We start from the raw sequence: 11,254 nt of genomic DNA on the forward strand, positions 1-11,254 counted from the left end.
CTGACCGTTCGAACTCACCGGGCAGGGGGCCGTCATGCGGTGTCCGAATTGCGGAACCGACTCCGCTTCTTCGTCGCCCAGGTGCGCGCGCTGCGACGCGCCCCTCGTCCCGCCGGTCGCGGACGACGCGACAGCTCGGGGCGACAGGGCCGGCGCAGGCGACGCGACCTCCCACGACGAAACGACCCGCGACCCCTTCGGCGCCCCACCGCGGGACGCCCCGCCAGGCCGGCGGGCACCGGACGCTGACGACGCGACCGTCCAAGACACCCCGTACGGCGGCGGTTCGATGGGCGGCGCTCCGATGGGCGGCATCCCACCAGGTGGAAACCCGCCTGGCAACAGCGAGGCGACCGTCCAAGGTCACTCCTACGGCGCCCCGATGGGCAGCGTCCCGCAGGGCGGAAACCCGCCCGACGCGGACGACGCGACCATCCAGAACGACACGTACCACGCCCCGTACGGGGGCGGGCCCTACGGGGGCGGGGCGCCGGGTGACAGCGGTCAGGCCGGGGTGCCGGTGCCGTGGGAACCGGTGCCGCCGCCGTGGGCCGACCAGAGCCCCGTCCAGTGGGAGGCGCGACCCGACCACACCCTGAACATGCCGCCCTCCGAGGAGCGGACGACGCACCTCGCCCCCGAGCCGTGGGCGGCCGAGCCGTGGTCCGAGCCCGCGATCTGGCAGCCTCCGGCGCCGCCGAAGCGCAGCATGCTGCCCTACTTCCTCGGCGCGGCGGGGGTCGTCCTCCTGATCGGGGTGGCGCTGGGCATCGTGTTCTGGCCGAAGGGTTCGGGCTCGGCGCCGCCCGCGGCGTCCGAGCCGTCCACGGGCCAGAGCCAGAGCGTCGCGTCCGCGTCCGACAGTCCCGCGCCCGGCGGCGACCTCGACGCGCAGGCCGGCGCCGTCGACGACCTGCTGGGGGAGATGGGCGGGACCCGCTCCGACCTCGGCACCGTCGTCACCCAGGGCTGCCCGGTCAGCGGCGTGCAGCGCGTCCTCGACGCGCGCCGCGGCCAGTTGGAGAAGGCGCGGGGCCTGGACGTGAGCGCGCTCGACCACGGCGCGGAGATGAAGGCCGCGCTCGTCCGCGCCCTGGAGGCGTCGACGGAGTCGAACCAGCGCTACCTGGACGGAGCACCCGGCTGCCCGTCCGACAGCGAGGTCGCCGACGTCAACCAGCGCGCCAGCTCCGCCAAGAGCGAGTTCATCGGCTACTGGAACCCGGTCGCCCAGCAGGCCGGGCTCCCCGCCCGCACCGAGGGCGACATCTGAGTCACTCGGCCTGCGGGTTGAGGAACGCAAGGCCCTTGGACGGGTCCTCGAACGGCGTGACGAAGCGGTCGTACCAGCTCAGCACGGGCTCCAGCCATCCGGTGACGCGCATCGTCCCGGCCACGTGCTCGATCTGCTCGTCCTCCTCGAAACCGATCGTGACGACGGCCAGATCCTCGAAGAAGCCCGACTGGTCGTCGTCGCCGTAGAGGGCGGTCGCGGCGATGGGGCGGTTGCGTTCCAGCTCCATCGACAGCGGGTGCCGGCGCAGGGCGCGGAGCCGGTGGCCGAGCTTGGCGTCCGGCGGCTGCTTGAGGCCGGGCAGCGGGTAGTCCAGGGGCGGCGCGACGGCGTGCTTGTCGGGCGCGTCGCCCCCGTAGGGGAAGAGGCTGTCGAGCTCGTGCAGCCACCTGACCTGGGGAATCACCCAGTGCGGGCCGGGGGATGCCCCCGGCGGGCCGCCGCCGAGCAGCCGCTGGGCGACCTCGGCGGCGGTGGCGGTGAGGTCCGCCGGCGGAAAGGCGGTGCGCAGCCCCCGCGACCGCCGGGACACCGCCCGTTCGAGGACGGTCGCCAGCGCGCACTCGCGCAGCCGGGCCGCACGCCGCGACCAGGCTCGCCCCAGTTCGGGCGGGACCGACGGGATCGGGCGGTTCACCACGTGCGCCAGGACGAGCGTGTCGGCCCACAGGCGCAGCCACGCCCCCTCGGGGTCGCCCGCGATCAGATCCGCCTCGCGCAGCTCGTACAGGGTGCAGGCGCGCCCCGACCGGCACTCGCAGCCGCACGCCGCCGAGCGCCGTCCGTCCACGGGTGGCGGCGGGCCGGGCAGCTCCGCCTCGCGGCCCTCGCCCAGCGGCACCCGCACGCGCAGCGGACGGTCCATGCCGTCCGCGAACACGGCGGCGACGCCCGGCCGCAGCGACACCACCTCGCGGGACTGGTCGCCGTCCAGGTTCATCGCCGCGCCGACCTGGTGCCGGTCGTCGAACGCGGGCAGCCGGTGCACCACCTTCAGCGCCGTGTTCTTGATGACGTCCGGGACGAGCTTCGTCGGGATCTGCTCGGCGACGATGATGCCCTCGCCGTACGCGCGGATCTCCGCGAGCATCCCGGCGAACAGCTCGACGGCGTGGGAGCTGCCGCGCTCCGGCCCGCGGTTGCGCAGCAGCCGGTGCGCCTCCTCGATCACGATGACGTGGCGCAGCGCCGATCCCGCGGCCCGGTCGCGCCTGCGCTCCCGCATCCGCAGGTGCTCGACGATGCGGATGATGAGCGTCCCCATGAGGAACGCCTTGTCCTCGTCGTTCGCGACGTCCTCGATGGCGAGCACGATGTTGTCGCGGAGCATCCCGCCGATGTCGGCCGGGTGGCCGCCCTCGAAGAACCGTCCGGCCGACCCGATGCGCAGGGACCGCAGGCGCACGTCCACGAAACCCTGCACGTCGGCCATCAGTTCGCGCCCGTAGCCCACGTCCTGGATGACCTGGAGCGCCGCGTTCTGCAGCTGCTCCAGCGTCGGCACCGCGGGTTCGATGCGCGACCCGGGCACGCCGCCTCCCGTCACCACGTCCCACCCGTTGTTCTCGTAGACGCGCTGCAGCGCCTGCGCCATGATCTGCGGGAACGGCTCCTCGGCGTCGAACGCGGCCTGGAACAGCGCCCGCACCATGTCGATGTGCGCCTGGACGGGGTAGCCCGGCTCCGGCGCGAGCGGGTTCACCGACAGCGGCACCGCGTCCGGGTCCGAGGGGTTGACGACCGTGACCGGCCCGCCGAGGTCCTGGATGCGGCCCGCCATCGCCGCGTACTCCGACTTCGCCGGCTCGATCGCCAGCCACGGCACGCCCGCCCGGGTGAGCTGCTCCAGCAGATGCCGGACGGTCTGCGACTTCCCCGCGCCGGTCGCGCCCGTGACGAACACGTGCCGGTTGATCGTCGAGCGGGGCACGGTGAACCGCCCGACCTCCCGGTCCTGGCCGTCCAGGATGGCGCCCAGCTCGATCTGCGCCTCGCCGCTCGCCGGCGCGGTCTCGGACGTCACGTCGAAGTACCCTGAGTCCAGCACCCGCAGCCCCGGGACCTCCCGGCGCGGCAGCCCCGCCAGCGCCGCCAGCGCCCCGGCCGTCGCCGTGAACGGGAACCGCTGCTCCGCCTCGCCCATCGGCCGCACCGGCGCGGGCGCCGTCCCGGGGCCCAGCATCTCGGCGAACGACCCGCTCCCCTGCCCCGACCGCAACCGGTACGGGTGGTGCCCGAGCTCCATGGACCCGACGAGCACGGGCGCGATCTGCCCCAGATCCGCCTGCGACGCCGCCCCGGCGACGACCCGGACCTGCCAGAGCCCGGCCTCGCGGAACGCGTCCAGCTCGGCGAGCCGCCGATCGGCCCGCCCGACCGCGAGCCGCGCATGCTCGTCCTCGCCCCGCCGCAACATCCGCAGCTCGTGATGCAACTCGCGCATCTCGACGTCGATCAGCCGCTCGTCGCACGGATCGGCCACCACGAACCATCCGAACGGCCGCTCCATCAGCGTGACAAGCGTCGCCTCGAACAGCCCCGGCCCGCCGACGGCCCCGGCCCCCTGCGGCGCGAGCCGCCCGGCGCACCGCGTCCACGCCATCCGCTCGGCCTGCCGCAGCCATCCGTCCCCGACCGGCACACCTCGCGCACCGCTCGGAAACAGCAGCCCGTGCGTCTCCGCCCCGGCCTCGGGCGTCCCGATCGGCCCCGCATTGGTGATCAGCTCCAGCGGCGCCCCGCCGCCGGCCGACAGCCACCCGACGACGAACGGCCTCCCCAGCCGCGCCGCCGACAGGGCCGCGGGCAGCACGCTCACGAAGTCCCACTCCGCGGACGCCTCCCGCTGCGGCACCGGGATCGCCTGGATCCGGTACCAGGGCCCCGGCAGCACGAACGGCGCCCCCTGCGCAGCGGCCGGAGGCCCACCCTGCGCCATCCCGCCGCCCCACTCGGAGGGCGGCCAGCCAGCACCAGACGAACCAGGGGGCATAGTCACCCCCGCATCCTTCCCCCCCCCCCCCCCCCAAGCCAATGCCCCTCCAGGAAGAACCCGCCCTCCCCTTGCGGCCCCCGCATCAACGGCGGCTTCGCAGACCGTGGTCGATGGCACCGGCGTGTCTCTTAAGCCAGTCGATCTCCTGGTGCAGCCAGGTGCCGGGGGCGGTGATGCGTCCGGCCCGTTCGTGCATGGCGAGCTCGTCCTCGACCCGAGCGACGACGAGCGCCCCGAACCCGCACCGCTGCTCTTCTTCGAGCCCGTACACGTCGAGGAAAGTACGCAAGAGGGCCACCTGCCGATCAAGAAGGCCTGCGGCATCAGCGCCGAACAACCACAACCAGGCGGCGTAGGCGAGATCACGCGTACGCGGACCGGGCGCGGCCTGATCGAAGTCGAACGCAGAGGCGGGCAGGCCGTCGACGAAGGTGACGTTCAGCGGGGAGAAGTCGTTGTGGCACACGGTCTCCTGACCGCCCGCCACCGCCGCGCCCGCACTCGCGTCGTGCAGCCTCCGCAAGAGTCGCGCAGCGGCAGTGATCTGAGCCGGCGTCCAATCCCGAGACCGGAACTCGGCCCGCGTCTCACCATCCTGGAAGCTGAGGATCTCGCGCCCCTGGCTGTCAGTTCCGAGCAGCCGAGGCGCAGCGTCGCACCCCACAGCCTCGAAGTGCCGCAGCAGCCGATGGACGAACGGCGAGTGCGCCCCCACCGGCCGCCGCACCGTCGCCCCGACCCGCACGACCCCCTCAGTGATCCGCCCCCCGCTCAACGGAATCTCTCGCTCCCCGACCTCCGACGACGTCGCCACCTAAACTCCTCCTGGTTGTCGCATTGCCACTCGGCACCGGCCATCAGACCCGAGTGAACCGCGCAGCGTCCAACAACCGACACACGAGCACTCAACAACCAGGAGTTGTCGATGGAGCTGGACCTCGGTGCGGTCCGAGCGTTCCTCGCCGTGGTCGACGACGGGCGTTTCACCGACGCCGCCGACCGCCTGGACATGACCCAGCAGGCAATCTCCAAGCGGATCGCCAAGCTCGAAGCGGCCCTCGGCGTCCCCCTCCTGCACCGCTCCCGCGCCGGCGCCAGGCCGACCGAGGACGGCGCGGCCTTCCTCCCCAAGGCCCGAGCACTGATCGGCCTCGCCGACCAGGCCACCGCGATGCTGCGCGCCCGCCACCGCGCCCTGCGCATCGACGTCCTCGCCCACAACTCGGCCCCGATCGATATCGTCCGCTCCTTCTACGAGACCGGCGACGCCGAAGTCGACATCGTCGTCTCCCGTGGCACCGGCTCACGCTGGACGGCCCTCAGCGACGGCTCGATCGACGCGGCCTTCGGCCGCGTCACCGCCCCCCTCCCGTCAAGGATCAGGCAGGTACCGGCCGCCCTGGAACCCATCCCCGTCCTGGTCGGCCACCAGCACCGCCTCGCCGAACGCCGCCAAGTCCCTATGGCCGACCTCGCCGGCTCGACGGCATGGATGCCCGGCAACACGCCCGGAAGCGAGTGGGCGGACTACTATCGCCACCTCAGCGCAGAGTTCGGCATCCACATCGACGCATCAGGCCCGGTCTTCGGCCGCGACTACATGATGGAAAAGATCGGCGCCTCCCCCGACCTCATCACCTTCGGCAACAAGACCCAGTTCCCTGGCCACCCGGACGTCGTCCAGATCGCCCTGACCGACCCCACCCCGGCCTACCCCTGGTCCCTGATGTGGCACGAGGCCAACCGCCACCCGTCCCTCCCGCGCTTCATCGCCCACGCACAACACCACTACCGCCCCCGAACACAGTGGCTCCCCACCCCCGACCGCCCTCACTTCGCGGTGTCCAGGCGAGCCGGTTTCACAGTGTGATCAGGCGGGCTGGGAGCGTGCGCCGGCAGGCCGCCCCTCCGCTGGTCTTCATGAGGAGTCGAGAACTGCGAAGACGACCTTGCCGGCATTGCCGGCCAGGGGACGGACGCCCCAGCAGCGGCAGAACTGGTCCACGATGAACAGGCCCCGGCCCACCTCGCTGACGGTGTCCGCGCGCTGGATGCGGGGCAGGTCGCAGCTCGCGTCCTGGACCTCCATCCACAGCGCGCCATCGTCGGTGCGTCCGATCCGGAACGTCACATCATCATCGGACGCGGACGCGTGGCAGAAAGCGTTGGTGACCAGCTCGCTCGCCACCAGGCACGGCACGAAGTCGTCCACGCCCCACCGACCGGTGACCAGCCGAACGAACCGCCGCACCTCGGCAACGACCGCGAGGTCGTTCTTCAGCACCATCTCGTCCTCGTACCGCGCCGCCCCACCCATGATCGATCTCCTCACCGTGTGTGCTTGTGGACACACGATGAGCTACTTTCCGCTTAGGATGCGGATGCCGCAGCAAGGTGGCAGACAACGGAAGATCGAGTTCAGGACGGGCACCTTCCCCCGAGAGGCAGACGACATGTCCCCACGTCGCCAGCGTCGTCCCAGCGAGTCCCCCGCCCTCATCGCGTTCGGCCGCCAGATGCGGCGGATGCGTGAGGTCAGAGACGTCAAACAGGAGACCATCGCTCACGTCACAAAGGTCAGTGGCCCGCAGGTGAGCAAGATCGAGAACGGGAAGAAGCGCGCCACACGCGCGTTCGTCGTGGCCGTGGACGAGCACCTGGAAGCAGGCGGCTCTCTCATCGGTTTATGGGAGGACCCCAACAAGGACGGCCACCCCGTCCCGATCTGGTTCGACTGGCCCAGGATCGAGGCGGACGCCGCCATGCTGATCACCTATCAGCACTCGGTGATCCCCGGCCTGGTCCAGACTCCCGCCTACGCGTTGGCGATCCTGCACGGCAACCAGGAGGCTGCGAACGCCCGCATCGATCGCCAAAAGATTCTCAAGGACCCGCGAGACGACGAGTTGCCACCCCCGCTCTATGTGGTCCTGATCGACGAGCAAGCGCTCTACCGGCTGGTCGGAACCGGGGAGACGATGAGAGAACAATTGGAGCACCTCATCGAGATGAGCTCGTGGCCCAACATCACGATTCAAGTATTGTTGGGAAGCGGCGAACATGACGGCAACATGGGCGCGTTCGTGGTCGCGACGATGGCGGACCGCAGCGAAGTGGCGTACATCGAGACAGCCATCCGTCCGCTCACGACCGACGACCCCGCAGACCTGTCTGCGGTTGCACGGACCCTGGTCGCCCTCCGTTCGCAGGCACTCACCGAACAGATGTCGCGTGAACTGATCAGGAAGGTGGCCCAGGAAAAATGGAGCTGAGCGACGCCAGGTGGCGAAAGAGCAGCCATAGCGGCTCCAACGGCGGCGACTGCGTCGAGCTGACGGACGCAGCCGGCGCGGTGGCGGTGCGAGACAGCAAGGACCCGGACGGCCCCGTCCTCCTGCTGACTCGCAAAACCCTGCGCACAGCCGTGAACTCCACCCCCACAACCCACTGATTCACCCCGCCTTCCCCCTTCCCAGAGCGAATCATGGAAGGACTCGTTGACCCCGTGCTCAAGCTATCTACGGTGCTTCTCGATGAACCGTGAACACCGGCCGCGACTTGGGGCATCGAACCTCCTGCCAGGGTTGCTGAGCCGCCCCGGCGAAGAAGTTCCACACATTCGGCGATGTGAAGCGCGGTTCCTTGGCACTGAGGGATGCGTCAATCTTGACGCGTTGCGGAGCCGTTGTAATGGGCACCGAGGAAGTCACCGGCGGCATTCGAGAGACAGCGCGGCGTCGAGTGGTGCGCTGGTGGTGCCCGGCGCCGTGAGAGGGCGTCAGGGGGTGGACGGCGGGTTGGCTTTGTGGCGGCCGTTTGGCTTCAGGGGTGGGACCTTGCGGGCCTGGCGGGGGGCCGTGCCTCTGGGGAGGGCGTGGCGGGCCTTCTGGATGCGCGGCGGCGCGGGAGGTTCAGGAGGCTTTGCGGGTTCAGGCGGGTCGGCCTCGGGCGGTTCCGGGGCCTGCTGCTGCTCGCGGAGGTACTCCTCGAACTCCATCGAGTGGGCGGTCGGCAGCGTGATGATGCCGGGGTTGGCGTCCACCAGGAGGGTGCGGCGGCCCGTCGCGCCCGAGTGGGTGAAGACCATGGCGGTCGGCGGGAGCTCCTGGAGTTGCGGGGGCTCGATGAGGAGCTCGCGGAAGCGCTGCTTGCTCGGGCGGGGCCGGGCGACCGTGCGTCCCCAGGCGGTCGCCGAGCTGATGCCCTCCACCAGGACGGAGTCGTCGGCGGCGGGGGCGGGCAGCGGCGACCAGACCGGGTCGGTGAGGCCGTCTCCGCGCGGGCGGGCGTAGGCGACCGTGCTCGCGTAGGTCTCGCCGGCGACGTCGAAGAGCGTCTCGGCGGCCGAGTCGGTGATCTCCGCGACGAGCAGCGGCTGGCCGGCGCCGATGTGCTCGGCGGCGACGCGGGCGTCCTCGGGGTTGCCGAGCCGCATGAAGCCCACGGCGGCGTGGCCGCGGCGGCCGAGGCGCTCGCGGACGTGGCCGGGGATCGACCGGTACATGAGGACGAGCCCGGTCCCGGTCGCCTCGCAGGCGTCGATGAGGCGGTCCAGGACGTCCCCGCGCAGCTTCTCGGCCCCGCACAGGAAGAGGGTGTGGTCCCAGCGGCCGCCGGGCGGGGCCTCCCGGATCCGGTGCGTGAGGGCGGTCGTCACGTAGGTGCCGAGGATGCGGTTGGTGAGGACGCCGGCGCGCCGGTCCATCGACACCACGTGCAGGCGCGAGGGCGGCAGGCGGACGGGCTCGGTGGCGAGCTTCTCCAGCTTGCGGAGCTGCGCCTCCAGCGCCCACGCGCGGCGGACGACGATGCGGTCGGTGGCGTCGCGGCCGAAGAGGGTCGCGATGCGCTCGTGCTGCTCGTCGGTGAGCAGGCCCTTCCGCAGGTCGTCGCGGGGGTCGCCGACCTGGGCGAGGACGCGCAGGGCGGCGGTGATCCTGGGGATCGTGGTGTCCGGGCCGAGGACCTCGATGAGGCGTTCCAGGATCGAGTTGTCGAACGACAGGTCGCGGGTGCCGCCCTCCTCCTCGCCCGCGCTGACGACCAGGGACAGCACGTCGGCGAGCGCCTCGGGGTTCAGGCCGCGGGTGGCGTCCAGGCGCGGCAGGTCGGCGGGCAGGACCCAGACGAGCGGGTCGTCGCCGCGGTCCGCCGCGAGCCGCAGGAGGTCGTGCGCGACCGCACCTTCGGACAGGTCGATGACGGTCAGCCTCGCGCCCACCGCGAGCCTGGCCGCGCCCATCGTCGTGACGGCCGCGGACCACCCGGCGAGCGTCCCGCCCACGACGTCCACCCGGTCGACCCCGGGCGGGACGGCCACCGGGTACCACTCGCGCTGGCCCTCGTACGCCGACTGGCGGCGCTCCCACTCGGCCCGATCCTTGGCGTAGGCCTCGTCGGCCTTCCGGCGGGCCCGCTCGCGGGCGGCCCGCTCGCGGGCCTCCGCGTCCCGCTCGTGGGCTATCCGTTCGCGGACGCCCCGCTCGTCCCGCCACAGCGCGCCGCCGGTGATGGCGAGGACGACGGCGCACGCCAGCAGCGCCACCGCGGCGAACGCCCACGGGATCACCCCGGCGACGCCGCAGACGAGGAACAGGGCGACGAACACCAGCGTGCCGGCGAACGCGATGCGCAGCGGCCGTCCGGCCATGTCCTCGCCGGGCCGCCGCGCGGGCGGCGGCAGCGGAGCGCGCGCCGGCTCCTCAGGCCGGTCGGGGGGCGGCCCCGGGTCGGGGTGCACCTGCGCGTAGCGCCAGCCCACGTAGACGCGGTCGGCCTGTGTGAGCCGCGCCATCGCGGCCCCGCTCGCCATGTCCGTCACGTCGAGAGACCCCTGGGAGTCGCGGGAATGTGTGGAACGCCTGGGGGTGGCCGGTTCGGTTGCTTACGGTCGGTTTCCTACACAGCACAGGGTAAAGAGCTTCCCGCGTTCCCGCGCCACGTTCAATGGAACAGTCCCGCGGACGGCCCCTCTCGCTCGTCAAATCGGTCACCAGGTCAGCCCGCAGGAAAGATCGGACACGCCGCCGCGCACGGATGGCCGCATCCGGCCACGGTCAGCCGGCGGGGGCCGCCTTCACCGGCATGAAGGCGTCCAGCTCCATCGTGGGATGCGGGTACTTCCACTCCACGCCGTCGAACGGGATGTACATCCCTTCCGGCGCGTCGGCCAGGAAGTAGTTCCCGTCCCACCTGTTCGGGACGGTCACCGGCGCGTCGGGCGGAAAGTTCGCGCCGAGCGGCTCGTACTTGACCCCCACGCCGAACATCGCGTGGACGGCGGCGTCGACGAAGTTGAGGTTCTGGATCTCGCCACGCAGGTGGGTGGCCTGGATCGCCAAGCCGTTGACGCGGTCACGGACGAAGAACAGCGAACTCAGGTCCCGGACGACCTGGTCGAAGCTGTGCGCACCGTCATGGTGCACCATGGCGCGCGTCTGGGGCTCGGCGTCCAGCACTCTCGCGACATAGGTCGGCAGGTCGCCGTGGAACATGCGGACTCGCGTCATCGCGCGGGGAAAGATGCGGTGCAGCCGCTCGTAGGTGAACCGCAGGTAGGCGTCGTTGACGTCGACGAGGTCGAGTTCGAGTCCCATCGGCTCGATGCAGCCGGCGAGGATGGCCGAGGAGCCGCCCATGAAGACCCCGAGGTCGACCAGCCTGGTCAGCTCCCCGTGGCAACGCTCGACGCAGCAGAACAGGTCGTAGTAGTGATAGGCGCTGCACTGGTCCTCGTAGACGAGTTCCGCGTTCTCGATCCGGGCCGCCGTGCGGTCGAAGACGGCGTTCCTGCCGACGAATTTCTCCAACACGGCGCGGTGCCCTCCCTGGATCGGGATGTGCAAGGCCTCGTGCAGGTTCTCGACGCCGGCGAGACTCGCGTCAGGTTCGAGGAAGGTTCCCCAGGTGGCCCGGTGCATCGCCACGGTCGAGACGTAGTTCGTCATTGCCTGCTCCCTCTCCTG

9 protein-coding genes are annotated in these 11,254 nt (G+C 71.5%); 4 read left to right on the forward strand and 5 right to left on the reverse strand.

The genetic code is table 11. The annotated features are described in order from the left end of the window. Positions 1 to 289: 289 nt before the first annotated feature. Positions 290 to 1,273 carry a hypothetical protein gene (locus CHC11_RS23665; protein ID WP_143227212.1) on the forward strand — a complete coding sequence of 328 codons (984 nt, stop codon included), beginning with the start codon at positions 290 to 292 and terminating at the stop codon, positions 1,271 to 1,273. Position 1,274: 1 nt separating this feature from the next. Here the strand turns inward: CHC11_RS23665 and CHC11_RS23670 are convergent, their stop codons facing one another. Continuing rightward, positions 1,275 to 4,286, reverse strand: coding sequence for an ATP-binding protein (locus CHC11_RS23670; protein WP_245919702.1), 3,012 nt, complete (start codon positions 4,284 to 4,286; stop codon positions 1,275 to 1,277). An 85-nt stretch (positions 4,287 to 4,371) separates the two neighbouring features. Further along, positions 4,372 to 5,103 (reverse strand): phosphotransferase, encoded by a 732-nt coding sequence (locus tag CHC11_RS42160; protein ID WP_218826219.1) that lies wholly within the window; start codon positions 5,101 to 5,103, stop codon positions 4,372 to 4,374. A gap of 111 nt (positions 5,104 to 5,214) precedes the next feature. Here CHC11_RS42160 and CHC11_RS43530 point away from each other — a divergent pair, with 111 nt between their 5' ends. After that, the gene (locus CHC11_RS43530) at positions 5,215 to 6,159 is read left to right on the forward strand and encodes a LysR family transcriptional regulator (RefSeq protein WP_089313995.1); all 945 of its coding nucleotides are present in this window, start codon (positions 5,215 to 5,217) and stop codon (positions 6,157 to 6,159) included. A 48-nt stretch (positions 6,160 to 6,207) separates the two neighbouring features. On the opposite strand, the gene CHC11_RS41550 is transcribed toward CHC11_RS43530, so the two are convergent. Continuing rightward, positions 6,208 to 6,606 carry an ATP-binding protein gene (locus CHC11_RS41550; protein ID WP_179278966.1) on the reverse strand — a complete coding sequence of 133 codons (399 nt, stop codon included), beginning with the start codon at positions 6,604 to 6,606 and terminating at the stop codon, positions 6,208 to 6,210. Positions 6,607 to 6,643: 37 nt separating this feature from the next. Here CHC11_RS41550 and CHC11_RS23685 point away from each other — a divergent pair, with 37 nt between their 5' ends. Together CHC11_RS23685 and CHC11_RS23690 are read left to right on the forward strand one after the other, a co-directional pair. Further along, entirely contained in the window at positions 6,644 to 7,561 is a 918-nt protein-coding gene (locus CHC11_RS23685) for a helix-turn-helix domain-containing protein (protein WP_179278967.1), read from the forward strand. Next, positions 7,552 to 7,740 carry a DUF397 domain-containing protein gene (locus CHC11_RS23690; protein ID WP_089313997.1) on the forward strand — a complete coding sequence of 63 codons (189 nt, stop codon included), beginning with the start codon at positions 7,552 to 7,554 and terminating at the stop codon, positions 7,738 to 7,740. Before CHC11_RS23685 ends, CHC11_RS23690 begins: the two co-directional genes overlap by 10 nt. A 327-nt stretch (positions 7,741 to 8,067) precedes the next feature. Here the strand turns inward: CHC11_RS23690 and CHC11_RS23695 are convergent, their stop codons facing one another. Further along, positions 8,068 to 10,101 (reverse strand): hypothetical protein, encoded by a 2,034-nt coding sequence (locus CHC11_RS23695; RefSeq protein WP_089313998.1) that lies wholly within the window; start codon positions 10,099 to 10,101, stop codon positions 8,068 to 8,070. 244 nt (positions 10,102 to 10,345) lie between these two features. Further along, positions 10,346 to 11,236, reverse strand: a complete 891-nt coding sequence (locus CHC11_RS23700) for a class I SAM-dependent methyltransferase (RefSeq protein ID WP_089313999.1) — start codon at positions 11,234 to 11,236, stop codon at positions 10,346 to 10,348. Between the last annotated feature and the right edge of the window lie 18 nt (positions 11,237 to 11,254).

This window comes from Actinomadura mexicana (genome assembly GCF_900188105.1).
In the GTDB taxonomy this organism is placed as follows: Bacteria; Actinomycetota; Actinomycetes; order Streptosporangiales; family Streptosporangiaceae; genus Spirillospora; species Spirillospora mexicana.

Bases quoted from the DNA above. Each gene is read 5' to 3' on its own strand.
- CHC11_RS23665 (WP_143227212.1), top strand. From the start codon at position 290: ATGGGCGGCGCTCCGATGGGCGGCATCCCACCAGGTGGAAACCCGCCT.
- CHC11_RS23670 (WP_245919702.1), bottom strand. From the start codon at position 4,286: ATGCCCCCTGGTTCGTCTGGTGCTGGCTGGCCGCCCTCCGAGTGGGGC.
- CHC11_RS23685 (WP_179278967.1), top strand. From the start codon at position 6,644: ATGAGCTACTTTCCGCTTAGGATGCGGATGCCGCAGCAAGGTGGCAGA.
- CHC11_RS23690 (WP_089313997.1), top strand. From the start codon at position 7,552: ATGGAGCTGAGCGACGCCAGGTGGCGAAAGAGCAGCCATAGCGGCTCC.
- CHC11_RS43530 (WP_089313995.1), top strand. From the start codon at position 5,215: ATGGAGCTGGACCTCGGTGCGGTCCGAGCGTTCCTCGCCGTGGTCGAC.
- CHC11_RS41550 (WP_179278966.1), bottom strand. From the start codon at position 6,606: ATGGGTGGGGCGGCGCGGTACGAGGACGAGATGGTGCTGAAGAACGAC.
- CHC11_RS23695 (WP_089313998.1), bottom strand. From the start codon at position 10,101: ATGGCGAGCGGGGCCGCGATGGCGCGGCTCACACAGGCCGACCGCGTC.
- CHC11_RS23700 (WP_089313999.1), bottom strand. From the start codon at position 11,236: ATGACGAACTACGTCTCGACCGTGGCGATGCACCGGGCCACCTGGGGA.